The organism is Brevibacillus humidisoli (genome assembly GCF_020923435.1).
Lineage (GTDB): Bacteria > Bacillota > Bacilli > Brevibacillales > Brevibacillaceae > Brevibacillus_E > Brevibacillus_E humidisoli.
In genome coordinates this window covers 1,333,316-1,350,708 of record NZ_CP087263.1, presented here as the reverse complement: position 1 = coordinate 1,350,708, position 17,393 = coordinate 1,333,316, and the positions used below count along the sequence as shown (strand labels likewise).

Annotated in this window: 19 protein-coding genes; all 19 read right to left on the bottom strand. The window is 51.7% G+C overall.

Annotated elements, in window-relative coordinates; all coding sequences use genetic code 11:
- Nucleotides 1–51: 51 nt before the first annotated feature.
- Nucleotides 52–282: a YlzJ-like family protein gene (locus LOK74_RS06735; protein ID WP_230045883.1), complete on the bottom strand. Its 231-nt coding sequence runs from the start codon at nucleotides 280–282 to the stop codon at nucleotides 52–54.
- Nucleotides 279–1,124: a ClpP family protease gene (locus LOK74_RS06730; RefSeq protein WP_230045882.1), complete on the bottom strand. Its 846-nt coding sequence runs from the start codon at nucleotides 1,122–1,124 to the stop codon at nucleotides 279–281. The genes LOK74_RS06735 and LOK74_RS06730 overlap by 4 nt, the downstream gene beginning before the upstream one ends.
- A gap of 104 nt (nucleotides 1,125–1,228) precedes the next feature.
- Nucleotides 1,229–2,905, bottom strand: a complete 1,677-nt coding sequence (locus LOK74_RS06725; protein ID WP_230045881.1) for a ribonuclease J — start codon at nucleotides 2,903–2,905, stop codon at nucleotides 1,229–1,231.
- A gap of 265 nt (nucleotides 2,906–3,170) precedes the next feature.
- Nucleotides 3,171–4,037 carry a 4-hydroxy-tetrahydrodipicolinate synthase gene (gene dapA / locus LOK74_RS06720; RefSeq protein WP_230045880.1) on the bottom strand — a complete coding sequence of 289 codons (867 nt, stop codon included), beginning with the start codon at nucleotides 4,035–4,037 and terminating at the stop codon, nucleotides 3,171–3,173.
- Between the two features lie 91 nt (nucleotides 4,038–4,128).
- On the bottom strand, nucleotides 4,129–5,355 hold the full coding sequence (dapG, locus tag LOK74_RS06715; RefSeq protein WP_230045879.1) for an aspartate kinase: 1,227 nt from the start codon (nucleotides 5,353–5,355) through the stop codon (nucleotides 4,129–4,131).
- A 12-nt stretch (nucleotides 5,356–5,367) separates the two neighbouring features.
- Nucleotides 5,368–6,408 (bottom strand): aspartate-semialdehyde dehydrogenase, encoded by a 1,041-nt coding sequence (locus LOK74_RS06710; RefSeq protein ID WP_230045878.1) that lies wholly within the window; start codon nucleotides 6,406–6,408, stop codon nucleotides 5,368–5,370.
- 36 nt (nucleotides 6,409–6,444) lie between these two features.
- A complete protein-coding gene (locus LOK74_RS06705; protein WP_230045877.1) occupies nucleotides 6,445–7,041 on the bottom strand; it encodes a dipicolinate synthase subunit B in 597 nt (198 codons plus the stop codon).
- Nucleotides 7,042–7,043: 2 nt separating this feature from the next.
- Entirely contained in the window at nucleotides 7,044–7,937 is an 894-nt protein-coding gene (gene dpsA, locus LOK74_RS06700) for a dipicolinate synthase subunit DpsA (RefSeq protein WP_230045876.1), read from the bottom strand.
- Between the two features lie 136 nt (nucleotides 7,938–8,073).
- Nucleotides 8,074–8,331 (bottom strand): YlmC/YmxH family sporulation protein, encoded by a 258-nt coding sequence (locus tag LOK74_RS06695; RefSeq protein WP_230045875.1) that lies wholly within the window; start codon nucleotides 8,329–8,331, stop codon nucleotides 8,074–8,076.
- A gap of 157 nt (nucleotides 8,332–8,488) precedes the next feature.
- Complete coding sequence (dut, locus tag LOK74_RS06690; protein ID WP_230045874.1) at nucleotides 8,489–8,950, bottom strand: dUTP diphosphatase; 462 nt, start codon at nucleotides 8,948–8,950, stop codon at nucleotides 8,489–8,491.
- A 12-nt stretch (nucleotides 8,951–8,962) separates the two neighbouring features.
- Nucleotides 8,963–10,219 (bottom strand): M16 family metallopeptidase, encoded by a 1,257-nt coding sequence (locus LOK74_RS06685; RefSeq protein WP_230045873.1) that lies wholly within the window; start codon nucleotides 10,217–10,219, stop codon nucleotides 8,963–8,965.
- Nucleotides 10,220–10,347: 128 nt separating this feature from the next.
- Nucleotides 10,348–10,965: a polysaccharide deacetylase family protein gene (locus LOK74_RS06680; RefSeq protein ID WP_230045872.1), complete on the bottom strand. Its 618-nt coding sequence runs from the start codon at nucleotides 10,963–10,965 to the stop codon at nucleotides 10,348–10,350.
- 1 nt (nucleotide 10,966) lies between these two features.
- Entirely contained in the window at nucleotides 10,967–11,326 is a 360-nt protein-coding gene (locus tag LOK74_RS06675; RefSeq protein ID WP_230045871.1) for a VanW family protein, read from the bottom strand.
- 152 nt (nucleotides 11,327–11,478) lie between these two features.
- On the bottom strand, nucleotides 11,479–13,605 hold the full coding sequence (locus LOK74_RS06670) for a polyribonucleotide nucleotidyltransferase (RefSeq protein WP_230045870.1): 2,127 nt from the start codon (nucleotides 13,603–13,605) through the stop codon (nucleotides 11,479–11,481).
- A gap of 145 nt (nucleotides 13,606–13,750) precedes the next feature.
- Entirely contained in the window at nucleotides 13,751–14,020 is a 270-nt protein-coding gene (gene rpsO / locus LOK74_RS06665) for a 30S ribosomal protein S15 (protein WP_230045869.1), read from the bottom strand.
- 142 nt (nucleotides 14,021–14,162) lie between these two features.
- Nucleotides 14,163–15,104: a bifunctional riboflavin kinase/FAD synthetase gene (locus LOK74_RS06660; RefSeq protein ID WP_230045868.1), complete on the bottom strand. Its 942-nt coding sequence runs from the start codon at nucleotides 15,102–15,104 to the stop codon at nucleotides 14,163–14,165.
- A 10-nt stretch (nucleotides 15,105–15,114) separates the two neighbouring features.
- The gene (gene truB, locus LOK74_RS06655; protein ID WP_230045867.1) at nucleotides 15,115–16,032 is read right to left on the bottom strand and encodes a tRNA pseudouridine(55) synthase TruB; all 918 of its coding nucleotides are present in this window, start codon (nucleotides 16,030–16,032) and stop codon (nucleotides 15,115–15,117) included.
- On the bottom strand, nucleotides 16,025–17,020 hold the full coding sequence (locus LOK74_RS06650; RefSeq protein ID WP_230045866.1) for a DHH family phosphoesterase: 996 nt from the start codon (nucleotides 17,018–17,020) through the stop codon (nucleotides 16,025–16,027). Before LOK74_RS06650 ends, truB begins: the two co-directional genes overlap by 8 nt.
- Nucleotides 17,013–17,378, bottom strand: a complete 366-nt coding sequence (rbfA, locus tag LOK74_RS06645; RefSeq protein ID WP_230045865.1) for a 30S ribosome-binding factor RbfA — start codon at nucleotides 17,376–17,378, stop codon at nucleotides 17,013–17,015. Before rbfA ends, LOK74_RS06650 begins: the two co-directional genes overlap by 8 nt.
- Nucleotides 17,379–17,393 lie beyond the last annotated feature (15 nt).

Below are 17,393 nucleotides of genomic sequence, written 5' to 3'. Positions count from 1 at the left end.
CCTGTGCAAATCTAGTATACCACAGGAAAATATCAGAAATACAGGAGATGCTTACGAAATATCGGGACGAAAGGTGATTTTTTGACCTGGTGCAAACCGTGGATTGAGGTAATCCTGTGGGTTGGGACTGATCAGGCGGACAACGGTTCCCTCGTACTCGCCGTTCTCTTCGACCAGCATCTTCACTCCCTCACCCAGGGCAATCTCCCTCAGCTTCTGCTTCCCGTTTTGTTCGTAATTTTCAAATATCAACTCTAGCGGAACAACGGAATGAATGATCATTGTATCACCTGCTGTTGGCTGCGGACCTGCTCTATCAAGTCATTTAGTTTCTTGAGGGCGCTGCCCAGTCCGCCTACTTCGTCGATCAGACCGTATTTGACAGCATCGGCTCCGATCACATTGGTCCCGATATCGCGTGTCAACTGGCCTGTAGTCAACATCAAATCCCGAAACTGCTCTTCGGATATTTTGGAATTGCGGGAAACGAAACTCACCACACGATCCTGCATCTTGTCCAGATACTCAAAGGTTTGCGGGACTCCGATCACCAGACCGGTCAGCCGAATCGGATGAATCGTCATCGTCGCTGTTTCGGTGATGAACGAATAATCGCCGGCAACTGCGATCGGCACGCCGATACTGTGTCCGCCGCCCAGAACAAGGGTGACGATCGGCTTGGAGAGGGAAGCGATCATTTCCGCTATGGCTAGACCTGCCTCTACGTCCCCGCCTACTGTGTTGAGGATGCAGAGAATCCCTTCCACTTTGGGGTTTTGTTCTGCTGCGACCAACTGTGGAATGATATGTTCGTATTTGGTCGTCTTGTTTTGCGGCGGGAGCTGAATATGCCCTTCCACCTGGCCGATGATTGACAGGCAGTAGATGTTGCTCTCCAATTGGGGTACGTTGGTCTGACCCAACTGGCTGATCGTATCAAGAACGTTTTTCTTGGCATCCTCCCCGGTTGGCGGTTGTCCTGGTGTGATACCTGGCGGTTGGGTAGGCGACACACCTGGTGAAGGGGGGGGTGACACCTGTGGCGGAGTTGATGGTGTTTGCGGAGGTTGGTCGTTTCGTAGTGCTGTTCTCCGCAACAAATCGTTAACTGACGTGTTGGGCATGTCAATACCTCCTTAACTAACCATAGTATGGTTAGGTTGGGGAGAATTAATGCGTGAGAGCAAAGTAAAAAGGGCAGCGACCAGCGCTGCCCTTTTTCGCTTCCTTATACTTCCATGATGATCGGTAGGATCATCGGCCGTCTGCGAGTCTGATCGTACAGATAACGGCCCAGCGATTCTTTCACATTATTTTTCAAGGATGACCATTCATTGACGTTTTCTTCGACACATTTTTGAAGTGTTTGGGTCACGATGCGATTTGCCTCCTCCAGCAATTCTTCTGATTCCCGTACATAGACGAAGCCTCTGGAGATAATGTCTGGTCCGGACAAAATCGTACCGTTTTGCTTGCTAAGTGTAACGACAACTACCAGAATTCCATCTTGTGAAAGTAATTTTCGATCGCGGAGCACGATATTGCCAACATCACCGACACCAAGGCCGTCGATCAGGACATTGCCCACATGCACTTTCGGGCCATATCGAGCCTTCCCATCGGAAATCTCCACGCTGTCTCCGTTGTCCAGCAGGAAGATGTTCTCCGGCGGGACACCTACCTGTTCGGCCAGGATGCCGTGCATCCTGAGCATCCGGAACTCACCGTGAATCGGGATAAAAAACTTCGGCTTCATCAGGTTCAGCATCAAGCGAAGATCTTCCTGACTGCCGTGCCCTGACACGTGTACCGTGCCAGTTGGACCATGTCCACCGTAGATGACCTCTGCCCCTATCCGGTACAGTTGGTCGATTGTACGGGCTACGTATTTCTCGTTGCCTGGAATAGGTGTCGCCGCTATCACTACAGTATCTCCCGGCAGGATGTCCAGTTTCCGATGGGCGGATCGGGCCATACGGGTAAGCGCGGACATCGGCTCCCCTTGACTTCCTGTCGACAGGATGACTACTTTTTCTGCAGGGAGCTTGTTCACTTCATCCGGCTCCACGATGATGCCCTCGGGAGCGTTAAGATAGCCAAGTTCCATGCTGATCGTAATTACGTTCACCATGCTGCGTCCGACAATCGCTACTTTGCGATCGTATTCGTATGCGGCGTCAAATACTTGTTGGACGCGGTGAACATTGGACGCAAACGTCGAAACGATGATACGTCCGGTTGCTTTGCTAAATACGTCTTTGATTGCTTCCCCCACGGAACGTTCCGATCCGGTGAAGCCGGGTCGTTCGGAGTTGGTGCTGTCTGACAGCAGACAAAGCACGCCTTTGGCACCGATCTCTGCCATTTTGGCAATATCGGCTGTCTGATTGTTCACAGGTGTCTGATCGAACTTGAAATCACCTGTATGAACAATCGCCCCTTCCGGTGTATCTAAACAGACACCGACTGAATCGGGTATGCTGTGGTTCGTCCGAAAGAAACTCGCTTTCAGCTTGCCGAGCCGGATTTCCGAATCCCCGGTGATCAAATGCCGTTTCGTTTCCCCGAGCAGGCCACTTTCCTTTAGCTTGGCCTCGATTAAACCAAGCGTCAGTTTCGTTGCGTAGATCGGCACGTTAACGTGGCGCAGCACGTATGGGAGTCCGCCGATATGGTCTTCGTGACCATGCGTGATGATGATTCCGCGCACTTTATCACGGTTTTCCTCCAGGTACGTGATGTCGGGAATAACCATATCAATACCCAGCATTTCCTCTTCTGGGAATTTTAATCCAGCATCAATAACGACGATGTCGTCGTCGCATTGAATGACGTACATGTTCTTCCCAATTTCGCCTACTCCGCCCAGAGCGAAAATGAGAATCGAATGATTGGACTTGCCCAATATGTGTACCTCCTATATTTAGTTGTCTGCTACATACTTAGAAACAACCGCCCCAAAACACTTATCCACATTATACCCGATATGAAAAGAAGAAAACAACTGAGAAAAAGGTTATCCTGTGTCAGGTTGGTGTCGAAGGATTGCACAGTGGCAAGAGAACACTTGAACCGTAAGCGTTTCTCGAGAACGGAGGAAAAGAAGACTGAAAATAAGAAAAAGAGGGAAACGGAACCCGTTCCCCTCATAACGATGTTCTGATTGTTTGTCAGTCAAGCAGTGAGTAGATAAAGTCGCGCTCCTGCTCGTTCAGCTCAATCAGCGGCAGGCGGACGCCACCGACCGGCACGCCCTGCTTTTCCAGTCCTGCCTTGACCGGTGTCGGACTTGGAAAAGCGAACAGGCCTTCAAATACCGGCAGCAGTTTCCGATGCAATGAGGCTGCCTGAGAATGGTCCCCTTTTGTAAAAGCTTCAATCATATCCTTCATCTCGCTGCCAACTACATGGCTAGCAACACTCACCACGCCAACACCACCGATAGACAAAACGGGCAGCGTAATCGCGTCATCTCCACTATACAGTTCGAATCCTTCAGGAGCATGTTCTATAATTTTCGCCATTTGCGACAGGTTTCCTGAGGCTTCCTTGACACAAACGACATTGGGAATTTCCGCCAGGCGCAGTGTGGTCTCTGCCGTCATATTGACACTCGTCCGGCCGGGAACGTTGTAGAGCATAACCGGCAGCGATGTTGACTCCGCTACAGCCTTAAAGTGCTGATACAAACCTTCCTGAGAAGGACGATTGTAGTACGGTGTCACGAGCATAATCGCATCCGCGCCAACTTTCTCTGCTTCTTGCGTCAATTCAATGCTGCCCTTGGTCTGGTTGCTCCCCGTCCCGACGATCACCGGACAGCGGCCATTTGTATAGCGAACGACATGCTGCAACAGGGTTAGTTTTTCCTCTTGTGACAGCGTCGGTGACTCACCTGTCGTCCCGCTGACAACGAGCGCTGTTGTTCCCGTATGGAGGAGATGGTCAATCAGCCGCTCGGTCTTTTCCAAATCAATCTGCAAGGCATCGTCAAATGGGGTTACCATTGCCGTTACCAGTCGTCCAAAACGTGCCACTTTTCCTCTCAATCCTTTCCCCAGAACCCATCATGTGAGAGAAGGTTGTTGTCACACCCCACAAGAGAGGGTGAACAGGTTCTCGACATGATCAATGTTCACTCTTATGAAGTTGGAATTGCCGATGTAAGGCGCGAACAGCTTTCACCATGTCTGACTGATGAACTAGTACCCAGATGGTCGTATGGGAATCAGCAGACTGCAGAATGGGCACGTCATCGCAAGTCAAGGCCTCGACAATCTGCGCCATTACGCCCGGTACGCCTGCGATACCGGCACCGATTACAGAAACCTTGGCGCACTCTCTCAGTAATTGCGGTTCATATCCCATCTCTTTTAGAATGCCCGACGCACGCTCAGCCATCCGATCATGAACCGTGTAGGCGACACCGCGTGGATTCACATTGATAAAATCAACGCTGATTCCGTGATTGGCCATCGCCTTGAATACCTGCAGCTGTGTATCGTATTGTCCTTCCTTAGCCAAAACCTTTATCTGTGTGAGGTTCTCCACGTTGGCAATCCCGATCACAAGACGATCGTTAATCTGACCATGAATCCGTCCCGCCTGTTGGATCGATGTCACCAGGGTGCCGGGCTCATCCGAAAACGTGGAGCGAACCCGGATGGGAACGTTGGTCTGCATGGCAATCTCAACTGCCCGCGGATGAATCACTTTGGCTCCGAGATGAGCCATGTTGCAAATCTCTGTATAGGTAACAGAAGTAAGCGGCTGTGCTTCTTCCACGATGCGAGGGTCTGCGGTCATAATGCCGTTCACGTCGGTAAAGATGTCAACCATTTCAGCGCCAAGCGCAACGCCGAGAGCGGTTGCGGTCGTATCGCTTCCCCCTCTGCCAAGAGTTGTAATCTCCCAGTCTACTGTTCTTCCCTGAAAACCAGGGACGATCACCACGGATCCCCGCTCCAACTCCTGCTTGATGCGGTTGGGATCAATCGTGTAAATATGCGCGTTGGTATGGTCGTCAGAAGTGATGATATTCGCCTGACCACCTGTCAGAATGGTGGCTTTGATTCCACGAGCCTGCAGCATGCTGCACATCATGGCTGCCGAAATGATCTCGCCTGTATGGAGAAGCAAGTCGGCTTCACGTGGGGGGAGTTGATTTCCGTTTTCGCGGACCATCTGCAGCAGGGTGTCGGTTGCATAGGGATCGCCTTTTCTCCCCATCGCTGATACGACAACAACCAGCGCATATCCTTCGGCATGCGCCTTTTCAATATGGTGGATCGCTCGCTGGCGGCACTCTCCCGTGGTCAGGGAGGAGCCGCCGAACTTCTGGACGAGAATTCTCATTGAACCTCTCTCCTACTGTCTATCCTTGATCAGTTCCTCCGCGATTTGCACCGTATTCCATGCAGCTCCCTTTAGCAAGTTGTCCGAAACGACCCACATATGCAGTCCGCGTGGGTGAGTCAAATCACGACGGATGCGTCCGACAAACACTTCAAGCTTGCCTGCGCAGTCGAGAGCCAACGGGTAACGCTGTTCGGACGGGGAATCGACAAGCACCACTCCTGGTGCGCTGCCGAGCAGTGAGAATACTTCATCCAGATCGTACTCATCTTTTAATTCGATATAGACTGATTCACTGTGGCCTTTGACGATCGGAAGGCGGACGCAGGTAGCGGCCACTTTGACCTCTTCGTCGCCCAGGATTTTCTTCGTTTCGTTCACCATCTTCATTTCTTCAAAAGTGAAGCCGTTCTCTGTGAATACGTCAATCTGCGGAATCGCATTAAAAGCAATCGGGTAATGAACAGGAAGCTTTCCTACAGGCATGATGTTTGCCTTTGGTTCTTTGCCATCCAGAACGTCTCTCGTCTGGGTAATCAATTCGTCGATGGCGGACGCACCGGCACCGGATACCGCTTGGTACGTGGAAACGATAATGCGGTCAATGCCATAGCGGTCATACAACGGCTTTAGCGCACAAACCATCTGAATGGTGGAACAGTTGGGATTGGCAATAATCCCTTTATGCTGGCGGGCAGCATCCATGTTCACTTCCGGCACGACCAGCGGCACCTGCGGGTCCATCCGGTATGCGCTAGTGTTATCGATAACGACCGCGCCATGCTCAACCGCGTGGGGAGCCAGCTCTTTACTAACTGATCCTCCAGCACTGAACAAAGCGTAGTCCACACCGGCAAAGCTCTCCGGCTTTGCCTCTTCAATGGTCACGTCCTCTCCTCTGAAGCGAACGGTTTTCCCTGCCGAACGCCCAGAAGCCAGCAGTTTCAACTTGCCTACCGGAAAGTTGCGCTCCTCCAAAAGGGAAATCATTTGTTGTCCTACAGCACCTGTCGCTCCAACAACAGCTACAGTATAGTTTGTCTGGTTCTCCATCCGTTTCTCTCCTCCAATTGTGTAGTGTAATCTATTTTAATATTGAAATCGTTCAATCAGCAGGGGCTGCAGCTGTCGACCTTCCAGCGCTGCTTCGCACGTCTCCTTGATCAGATCCATCCGAGCTACCAGTGAATTCGGTTTTTTGTCTGGCGCGTCCTGTCCAAATGGAACAAAATAGATGTTCTTGGTCGCCAACAGCTTGGCAATATTCATACTGTTTAGACCCAGTCCATCATTGGTCGAGATGGCGATGACGACAGGCCGCAGATTGCGCAGCGTTGCTTTGGCTGCCATCAAGACAGGACTATCCGTTATCGCATTGGCCAGGCGGCTCGTCGAATTGCCAGTGCAGGGAGCAATGACCATCACATCAAGCAGTTTGGATGGTCCCAGCGGCTCCGCTTCCGGGATCGTGGAGATAATTTTCTCACCCGTGATCTCTGCCAACTGCTTCTGCCATCCCTCTGAGGTACCGAACCTGGTGTCGGTCGATAGGATCGTGTGCGTAATCACCGGTATGACTCTGGCGCCTGCATCAACCAACCGCTTGATTTGCGGCATCGTCTCCTCAAACGTACAGTGTGAACCGGTCAAACCAAAACCGATCGTTTTTCCACTCAAGTGGCTCATGCTTATTCCTCCCGGTCTCCGGATTGTTCCGCAATTAGCCGGGCCAATGTATTGGCAATAATCTGACCGGCCGTTTTCGGCGCAACGATTCCGGGCAACCCAGGTGCCAGGAGAGCTTTGATGCCGCGTCGTTCCGCATAGCGAAAATCGGTTCCCCCCGGTTTGGAGGCGAGATCGATAATCAGTGCGGTCTGCAGCATCTGAGCAATCACTTCTGCTGTTATGACTAGGTGAGGAATGGTATTGAAGAGAATGTCTACATTGGTAACTTGATGCTTCAGTTCACTAATGTGAAACGGGGTAAGTCCCATCTCATATATGCGTGCCATGTGTTCCGGACGTTTTGCCCCTACCCGTACCCGCGCTCCGAGTGCATGCAGACTGCGGGCCAGCGACATCCCTACCCGGCCAAGTCCGAGCACCATCACCTGAGAACCATGGATGGTGATGTCCGTATTCTGGATCGCCATCATGAGAGCGCCTTCTACGGTGGGAATGGAATTGTAGATCGCAATGTCATCCCTGTCCAAAAGCTCCACCAGCGTAATTTGCTGCCGGATGAGTAGGGTCCGCAAGTAAGGTTTGGCCATACCCGTATATACGACGCAATCCTTTTTTAGCGAAACAGCGTGCTCCTCTACCAATTGGAGTGGTTTTGAACAAAATACGCTCTCCACAAAACCTTGATCGTCAGTACCCACAATAGGCAGGATCAGGGCATCCACATCTTTCAACACATCGCATGTTAATGGTTTTTTTGTTGCCCCGCTGAAGGTGCTCTCCAGGTTGTCAAAACCGATCAGCGTGACGCTGGCATCAAGCTGGATGCATTTCTTGATCACTTCCAGCTGTCGGGCGTCACCCCCGATAAAGGCAACGTGAATTCCCGTTAGCATGCTGCGTTCCCCTTTCCGTACATTTTACTGCAAGAAAACCCAGAAACGCAAAGGTTTTTCCGTTGGTAAAAAGGTACCCGGAAATCGTTGCGGTCTACCCCATCTTATTCGTTCGCAAATCGTCCCGTTACAACACTTACCGTCGAGAGACCTGTCTGGTACTGCCGATATCGACAATAATCATCTCAGGCCCGATTTTCAAGATCGACTTCCAGGGTATCACCACATCTTCTCGACGCTTCCCAAAGCCAAAAAACGAACCGCCCGGCAAAATAATCGAAGTGATTTCGCCGGTACGGTCGTCTATTTCCAAATCGGAATGGCCGATTATCCCCATCCGTTCTCCATTGTCAAAGTCAATAATCTCTTTCCCGGAAAACTCGCTTAGCCGCATCACGGTATCCCCCTCTATTGATCTCGCTTCTCTGCAGTGTGTCCGCCTGCTTTTAGTGCAGCGGCTGGCGGTCGCCGAATTGCAAACAAGATCTCGTCTTCACTGAGCTTATACTTTCTTATACGACGAAAAAATCCGAGCTATGCCCGGATTTTTGCTAGATCGTGCCGGTGGAACCAAAGCCGCCGGCGCCCCGTTTCGTTTCGGTCAACTCATCAACAACCGTCAACTGAGCTTGAAAGACGGGGACAAATACAAGCTGTGCGATCCGATCGCCCCGCTTTACGACAAATGGCTGTTCACTGTCCAAGTTCTGCAGAATCACCTGTATTTCCCCTGTATAGTCACTGTCGATGACGCCGACGCAGTTCGTCAGGGATACGCCGTATTTCCAGGCGTTTCCGCTACGTGGGAAGACGAGTCCCACCACGCCAGCATCTGGCATTTGAAAGGCAAGCCCGGTCGGCACCTTTGCCCGCTGTCCCGGCTCGATGACGATTTCCTGATCGATGCAGGCGGCCAAGTCAAGTCCTGCCGACCCCGGGGTGGCGTAACGGGGAAGCGGCAGTTCGCTTCCAATCAGCGGGGAAAGCGGCTTGATTTTTACGTGTAGAGTCATGATACGTCCTCCTTACGATACCAGTACATCGCTGCGTACATTGTTGGGGAAGTGTTCAAGTGGGCTAACCATCGCCAGTGCCAATGGCGAGCGGAACAACCGATTGGCGATTGCCGAGATCGAGTCGGTGCTGACACGGTCAATCTTGGCGATAATCTCATCCAGACTAAGGTGCCGCTCCAGCAACAACTCGTTTTTGCCCAGACGACTCATTCTGCTGCTTGTGCTCTCCAAGCTGAGCATCAAACTGCCTTTCAACTGCTCTTTCCCCTTGTTTAGTTCTTTGTCGCTAATGCCATTTTGACGGACGTCATCCAAGATACTGGTCGTTATCTCAAACACTTGTCCAACTTGTTCCGGTGCAGTGCCGGTGTAGATCGTAAACATCCCGGTATCGCTGTAGGCAGAGTGATATGAGTAGACCGAATAGGCTAAGCCACGCTCTTCCCGAATCTCTTGAAACAGTCGTGAACTCATGCTGCCACCCAACAGATTGTTCAGCAGAATGAGCGAATAGATATCATCATGTCCGACGGGCAACCCAGGAAAGGCGATACATAAGTGTGCCTGCTCCGTTGCCTTCGATTGAATGATAGACTTGGATGTAAACCGGGGAGACTCCACATGGCGAGAAACACCTGGCCGCCGGTAGAGAGAAAAGCGCTTTTTGATCTCCTCGATTAACTGGTCATCAAAGTTGCCCGCGACCGTAACCACCGTGTTGGCCGGGGTGTAATGCCCATCGGTATACGAGAGCAGATCTTGCTTGGCTAGGCCGCGCAGTACCTCTTCGGTACCGAGGATGGAATAACCGAGCGGATGATCACTGTAGCTCGCTTTGGCGATCAAGTCGTGGACGAGATCATCTGGCGTATCCTCGTACATGCCAATCTCTTCAATGACCACATTTTTTTCCTTTTCCAACTCTTCCTCATCAAAGACGGAATGAAAGTACATGTCAGACAGAATATCAAGTGCCATCACCGCATGCTGGTCCAAGATGCGGGCGTAATAGCAGGTGTACTCTTTAGAAGTGAAGGCGTTCACGTTGCCGCCGATTTCGTCGAAGCTCTCAGCGATTTCTTTTGCCGATCGGGTTTTGGTTCCCTTAAAAAACATGTGTTCCAAAAAATGCGAGATTCCATTGTTCCCTTCACTCTCAAACTTGGAGCCCGTCCGAACCCAGACTCCCAGTGCAACGGAGCGAACAGAGGGAATCTTCTCTGTTACGATCCGAAGACCGTTCTCACAAATATGTCGTTGAATCACGTGGATCCTCCTCTAATGTAACATGCAGAATACACCCCTGATGGAGAGGTTCTGTTCGTTCATTCTATGTATGGAACACGTCTAACTATAGCAAAATTATTACGGTCTCACAACAAAATCCGACAATGTTACCGCGGATCGATGCGCTTGCTGGACAACACTTCTGATACAGTTGTCGGCACGAAACCTTTGGCAATCGCCGCTTTGAGCAGCTGCTCCAGTCCCTTTTGCGATGCTTCGGTGGGGTGCATCAAGACCAGTACCCCATGCCCCAATTGTTTGTTCACCCGCTGCACCATTTCACTGACAGCCGGTTTGCGCCAATCGACCGTATCCGCTGTCCACAGAATGGTTTTCATCCCGAATTCACGGTGGGCGATCTCCACTACCTGCTGTGTGTAAGCGCCCGAGGGAGGCGCAAACAACATCGGTTTGATACCCAGCGTCTTCTCGATGACGGCTTGGGTTTTGCCTATTTCTTGCCGAATCCGATCCTGCCCGATGCGGCTCATGTCAGGGTGGGAATAAGCATGGTTTCCAATCTCATGGCCGTTATCGTAGATTTTTTTCGCCAAATCAGGGTACTTGGACACCCAGGAACCATCGAGAAAAAAAGTTGTTTTCACCTTGTATTTGGCAAATGTATCCAGCATTGCTGTCAGGTATTCATTGCCCCAAGCGACGTTCACCATGAATGAGACGGCCGGTTTTTGCGGGTTGCCCCGATAGATCGGCTGTGCTCCCAAATCATCGAGGGAAACGGCTGGGGGGGGTTTCTTTGTACACCAACTGCTCAGGCGCTACGAGGCCCGATTCTTTGATTCTGCGTATGGACGCTTCGACGTCTACATGGCGGCCGTTATATCCAGGAACCGCTTTCCAGATGCGATCCACTTTTGCATCCACAGGAGGCAGGTCATATTGCTTTTTCCATTCTTCTATCTGCCCTCGCAGATCATCTTCGCCTGCCGCCGGATAAGCGATCGGGATCTCTTCTTCTTTGACTACACTTACGTACTGGTCAACCGGACGAGTATTGACCAGCATCAACAGCAAGATGCCCCACACCACAGCAAACACTGCCATTCTGCTCGTGTGCAGCTTCATGATTCCATCCTCTCCCCTGCCCTTGAGGTACGTACTTTGTCCTCTCTGTCCAATGTATGAGCGGGTTGAGGGGGGTAGAAGTAAAAAAAGCTTGCCTACAGAAGAAGATCTTCTTGCAGCAAAGCTTTTCGGCTTAGTACTTTTCTACTTTTTTAGTCGGCTTTGACAGGGGCTTGCTGAGCGGCAGCTTGTTCCTTGAGTACCGCCTTGCGGGAAAGATTGACGCGTCCTTGCTCGTCGATCTCAACCACTTTGACCGGTATCTTGTCACCAACGGATACGACGTCTTCCGTCTTGGCCACGCGCTGTTCCGCCAATTGCGATATGTGACACAGACCCTCTTTGCCAGCGAAGAGTTCAATAAACGCCCCGTATTTCTCGACTCGTTTTACCGTCCCCAGGTATGTCTGTCCGACCTGCACTTCACGCACCAGATCCTCAATCATCTGCTTGGCACGTTGGTTGGCTTGATCGTCAGGGGAAGCAATAAAGATACGGCCGTCTTGTTCGATATCAATCTTCACATTGGTCTCTTCGATGATCTTGTTGATGATGCGTCCCTGCGGTCCAATCACATCGCGGATTTTTTCAGGATGAATCGCCATCGTGAGGATCTTCGGTGCATACGGTGAAAGCTCCTTGCTCGGTTCAGGAATCACTTCCAGCATCTTCTGCAGGATGAACATGCGCCCTTCTTTCGCCTGAGCCAACGCCTGTTCCAGGATCTCTCGGTTAATACCCTCGATTTTGATATCCATCTGCAAAGCAGTTACACCATTTGCCGTCCCGGCTACTTTGAAGTCCATGTCTCCCAGATGGTCTTCCATCCCCTGGATGTCCGTCAGGATGGAGAACTGTTTGCCGTCCTTGTCCATAATCAAACCCATCGCAATGCCGGCAACTGGTGCCTTGATCGGTACCCCTGCCTGCATCAGAGCCAGAACACTGGCACAGATCGATGCTTGCGAAGTCGAACCGTTCGACTCGAGGACTTCTGAAACCAGGCGAATCGTGTATGGGAACTCGGTTTCGGACGGGATAATCGGTTCGATCGCCCGTTCACCCAATGCTCCGTGCCCAATCTCACGACGTCCGGGAGCACGCAGAGGACGTGCTTCTCCCACACTGTACGGCGGGAAGTTGTAGTGGTGCATGAACCGCTTCGATTCCTCTAATCCCAGGCCATCGAGAATCTGCACATCGCCGAGGGCACCTAGTGTACATACGCTGAGTGCTTGTGTCTGCCCACGGGCAAATAGTCCGGAACCGTGTGTCCGCGGCAAGATCCCTACTTCACAGGAAATCGGGCGAATCTCGTCCAAGGCCCGTCCATCCGGCCGAACTTTTTCCTGGGTGATCAGCCGCCTTACTTCTTCTTTCACGATGTCATGCAGTACTTCGCTGATGACCGCTTCCTGTTCCGGATACGTTTCGGCAAAATGCTCTTTCGTCTCCAGATTGATCGCATCGATCGCATCAGCACGTGCCTGCTTTTCTTCGATGCGGATCGCTTCCTTCAAGCGAGCTTCCGCATAGCTGCGGACGTCTGCATCGATTTGGCTGTCCACTGCGTGCAGCACGACCTCCATGCGTGGTTTGCCGATCTCTTGGACGATCTTGTTCTGGAACTCGACCAGCTTCTGAATCTCGGCGTGGCCGTGCATGATCGCCTCCAACATCACTTCTTCCGGAACCTCGTCAGCGCCTGCCTCTACCATGTTGATCGCATCACCGGTGCCGGCAACCGTCAGGTGAACGTCACTCTTCTCCATCTGGTCCACAGTCGGGTTGATCACCAGTTCGCCGTCAATACGTCCCACGATGACGCCTGCGATCGGACCGTTAAACGGAATGCCCGACGTGCACAAGGCAGCCGAGGTTCCGATCATCGCGGCAATCTCGGGTGAACAGTCCTGATCGACGGACAGCACGGTATTGACAACCTGCACCTCATTGCGGAAGCCATCTGGGAAAAGCGGACGGATCGGCCGGTCGATCAGACGGCTGGCCAGCACCGCTTTTTCACTGGGACGCCCTTCCCGCTTGATAAAGCCCCCCGGGATTTTACCCACGGCGTACAAACGCTCTTCATAGTTGACGGTAAGCGGAAAAAAATCGAGCTGCTTCGGTTCCTTGGAAACCGTGACAGCAGACAGTACTGCTGTTTCTCCATAACGAACCAGGACCGAACCAGTCGCTTGTTTGGCCAGCTTGCCAAACTCGAGCGTCAGCTTTCGGCCTGCGAGATCGTATTCGTATATACGATATTGTTGCTCCATGCGGTTAGCAATCCTCCTTTGAGACGGATAAATATCTGACATGATACATTTCTAGCTGTATGTATTATTTCCTGCTCCTCAGCAAATAAAAGGGGAATAGAAAAAGCGGGATTCCCCGCTTTTTCTGTCGTGACCAAACGATCCGTTACCGGCGCAGACCAAGCTTGTCAATCAGCACACGATAACGAGCCACATCTTTGTTTTTCAGGTAGTTCAGCAGATTACGGCGCTGACCAACCATCTTCAACAGACCACGACGGCTGTGGTGGTCTTTTTTGTGAGTGCGCAAATGATCGTTGAGATTGTTGATGTTCTCAGTCAGGATCGCGATTTGTACCTCCGGCGAACCGGTATCGCTCTCATGGGTACGGAATTCGCTGATCAGTTGGTTCTTGCGTTCTTGTGAGATAGCCATGGTGTCTCACCTCCCTGTCTTTTTCCCCGTCAGCCGAGTCTGCCGTCGGTGAGCAATCGGCCAGCCAAGCTGCGGTATATCAAAACAACAATCGAATTATAGCATAGATTGACTGGCAAAGTAAAGAATACGGCGGACGGGCTCAGAATTGTTTTGCGGCAAAGGACGCTTTTGCCTTCTGGACATCTTTTTCAATCTGGGCGATTAACGCCTCTACCCCGGCAAACTTCTGCTCATCGCGCAGGAAAAAGAGAAACTCTACCTGCATTTCTTTGCCGTAGATCTCTCCATCGAAGTCAAATAAGTGCACCTCTAACGATTTCTCTTTTTTCTCCAAAGCAAATGTTGGCTTGATGCCGATATTCATCACACCGTAATAGATCTGCCCGTCCAGAGTGACTCGCACTCCGTATACTCCGTTTTTCCCAATCAAATAGGGTCCGCTTAGTTCCAGATTGGCTGTCGGGAATCCGATAGTCCGACCTCGTTTGTCGCCGTGAACGACAGTTCCGACAATTTTGTACGGGCGCCCCAGGAGATGACGCGCCTGCTCGACGACACCATGGTGGATATACTCACGGATTACCGTGCTGCTCACTTTTTCTCCCAGCCGATTAACTGGTTCTACAATATCAAGGGTATACCGCCCCTCGCTCTTCTCTGAAAGCGTAAATGCCGTTCCCTTTCCGCGATAGCCAAAGGTGTAGTCAAATCCGACAACGATATGTTTGGCTTGCAGCGGCACCAATACTTCGCTGATAAACTCCTCTGGGTAGACGGAAGAAAACGGAATGTCAAACGTCATCAAATATACGATGTCAACACCCATTTTTTCCATCTGTTCCAGTTTGTCTTCAAGAGGCGTCAAATAGCGCGTATATCCGGACTGCCCCAGTACTTCGCGGGGGTGCGGATCAAACGTCATGACGGCGCTGGTCAGCCCTCTCGCTTTGGCCACATCGATTCCTTTCTGAATGACGCGTCGATGACCCAGATGAACACCGTCAAAATAACCGATGGCAAGCGAGCATGGTATGGCCTCTGTCTGTTGCGACAATGGGTATGACAATCGGATCGTCTTCAACCTTCCCACCTCAAAAGTGAAAAACTTTTTCCGGTTTGGCAAACGGCCCCTTTGGACCATAGCACACACGATGAACCCCCAACAGTTGATCCTCTGAAAAGAGTCGAATCAAGCTTCCCTCTTTCACCTGTATCCCTGGAAGCGCCGTCGAGAGTCCGTTTAGCACTGCTGTTTTGCGTTCCGGGGAAACCTCTACACGCGGCAAAAAGACAAGTGCGTCTTCAATCGGAACGAGATATCTGGAGAGGTCCTGTCCTAGATGATGCCGTTCTTCCAACTGCTCGAGCGAAATTGTCTGTTCCAATCGGAAGGAGCCGCTTTCCACCCGGGTCAGTTGGGTCATATGGGCAGGATACCCTAATGCTGCCCCCAGGTCAACACATAAGGTTCGGATGTAGGTCCCTTTTGAGCAGCGACAGTAGAAACGGACCTCCACATGCGGGGAGTATGAAATGGTATGTAGGCGTAATTCATGGATGAAAACGGACCGTGCTTGCCGTTCGATCACCTCACCTTTGCGTGCCAGTTCGTACAATCGTTTTCCGTTTACCTTGATGGCTGAGTACATGGGAGGGATCTGACTGATTTCACCCAGCAAATCACGGAATGCGGCATGGACACGCTCCTCTGTGATAGCCGCAGCATCGACGCTCTTTGCTTCAACTACCTCACCGGTAGCGTCTTCCGTCGTGGTTGACGTACCGAGACGCATCACCACTTCATATGCTTTGGGCAAATCCTGCAGGTATTCGATGATCCGAGTGGCATGTCCTAGACAAATCGGCAGGACACCCGTTACTTCCGGATCAAGTGTTCCGGCATGTCCCACTTTACGGGTTTGAAGCAGCCGGCGGACTCGGGCAACACAGTCATGGGATGTGAGTCCGGCCGGCTTGTTCAAAACCAGTACGCCATGCACCTTACTCATCGCGGTTCACTCCAAGTACCTCGCTGAGACTGGAAAACAGTTCCTGCTCTGCATCCGCTATGCTGCCGACATAGCTGTATCCGGCTGCCCGTGCATGTCCTCCTCCGCCAAAGTGCTTGGCGATTTGCGACACGTCCACCTCTCGGCGAGAGCGCAAGTTCACCTTGATGAACCCTGGCTGCATCTCCGTGAACAGCACGCCAACCTCAACACCCTCGATGTTTCTCCCGTAATTGACCAAACCGCTCAAATCGTCAGAAGAAGCCTCTGTTTCCACGAGATCGCGATGGGTTACCCGCAGGGAGGCCACCAATCGGCGATGAGTCAGTTGGAGTGTCTGCAAAGCCCGCTGCAGCAAGCGTACATGACCCAGTGTGATCGCTTCCAAGCAGCGCTCGGCGACCTCGCCAGGCTTGACGCCGTACGGAAGCAATTTGGCGGCAATCTCCATCACGTTGGCACTGGTGTTGGAGTAGCGGAATCCACCTGTGTCCGTAACCAGACCGGTATAGATGCAAGTAGCAATCTCCGGATCTGTGCGAAACGCTCCCGCCTCCAGCAGGTCAAACATGATCTCTACGGTGGCGGCAGCATCCGTTCGAATCACGTTGACGGTCCCGAAGTAATCGTTGGTCGGATGATGGTCAATGTTGAGCAGCTCTACATCCTCCAAAAACAGATGGGAAACCTCTCCCATCCGTTTGGAGTCTGCCGCATCCACCGCGATCACGTGCGAAAACCTCTCCTCTATCGGCTGCTCAGAAAGGTTTACAATCTGTGCAAATCCCGGTAAATAATCAAACTTTGCCGGTGTCGCCCCTTCATTCACAATCACATAGCTTTTGCCGAGCTGATCAAGCATTTGTGCCGTCACGAGCGCGGCACTGGTCGTGTCACCGTCCGGGCTCACATGGGAGATAATCAAAAACCGGTCGTGTTCCCGCATGAACCGCACCGCTTCCTGGAGTGCAGCGGCGTAATCACTCATGGTTTCTCTTCCCTTCATCCGTGGAAATCTCACGCAGAATCGAGTCGATTTTGTTCCCGTAATCAATGGACTGATCCAGCTTAAAGACGAGGTCAGGGGTATGCCGCAGCTTGATCCGCCTGCCGATCTCCGTGCGCAGATAGCCTTTGGCCTTGTGCAGGCCTTCCAAGCTCACTTTCCTCTGCTCTGCACTGCCAAAAATGCTGACGTATACTCTAGCCATCTGCAAGTCACTGGTTACCTCCACATCGGTAACGGTGACAAAACCGATTCGCGGATCTTTCAATTCCCGCTGCAAGAGAATGCTTAGCTTTTTTTTGATCTCTTCTCCCACACGGTTCAACCGCATCTTGTTCATCGGGTTGTTTCACCT

Excerpts from the sequence above, each read along its gene's own strand:
- rbfA (WP_230045865.1), bottom strand. The coding sequence starts at position 17,378 with ATGAACAAGATGCGGTTGAACCGTGTGGGAGAAGAGATCAAAAAAAAG.
- LOK74_RS06650 (WP_230045866.1), bottom strand. The coding sequence starts at position 17,020 with ATGAGTGATTACGCCGCTGCACTCCAGGAAGCGGTGCGGTTCATGCGG.
- LOK74_RS06670 (WP_230045870.1), bottom strand. The coding sequence starts at position 13,605 with ATGGAGCAACAATATCGTATATACGAATACGATCTCGCAGGCCGAAAG.
- LOK74_RS06695 (WP_230045875.1), bottom strand. The coding sequence starts at position 8,331 with ATGCGGCTAAGCGAGTTTTCCGGGAAAGAGATTATTGACTTTGACAAT.
- truB (WP_230045867.1), bottom strand. The coding sequence starts at position 16,032 with ATGAGTAAGGTGCATGGCGTACTGGTTTTGAACAAGCCGGCCGGACTC.
- LOK74_RS06735 (WP_230045883.1), bottom strand. The coding sequence starts at position 282 with ATGATCATTCATTCCGTTGTTCCGCTAGAGTTGATATTTGAAAATTAC.
- dut (WP_230045874.1), bottom strand. The coding sequence starts at position 8,950 with ATGACTCTACACGTAAAAATCAAGCCGCTTTCCCCGCTGATTGGAAGC.
- rpsO (WP_230045869.1), bottom strand. The coding sequence starts at position 14,020 with ATGGCTATCTCACAAGAACGCAAGAACCAACTGATCAGCGAATTCCGT.
- LOK74_RS06705 (WP_230045877.1), bottom strand. The coding sequence starts at position 7,041 with ATGAGCCACTTGAGTGGAAAAACGATCGGTTTTGGTTTGACCGGTTCA.
- dpsA (WP_230045876.1), bottom strand. The coding sequence starts at position 7,937 with ATGCTAACGGGAATTCACGTTGCCTTTATCGGGGGTGACGCCCGACAG.
- dapG (WP_230045879.1), bottom strand. The coding sequence starts at position 5,355 with ATGAGAATTCTCGTCCAGAAGTTCGGCGGCTCCTCCCTGACCACGGGA.
- LOK74_RS06675 (WP_230045871.1), bottom strand. The coding sequence starts at position 11,326 with ATGAAGCTGCACACGAGCAGAATGGCAGTGTTTGCTGTGGTGTGGGGC.
- LOK74_RS06730 (WP_230045882.1), bottom strand. The coding sequence starts at position 1,124 with ATGCCCAACACGTCAGTTAACGATTTGTTGCGGAGAACAGCACTACGA.
- LOK74_RS06710 (WP_230045878.1), bottom strand. The coding sequence starts at position 6,408 with ATGGAGAACCAGACAAACTATACTGTAGCTGTTGTTGGAGCGACAGGT.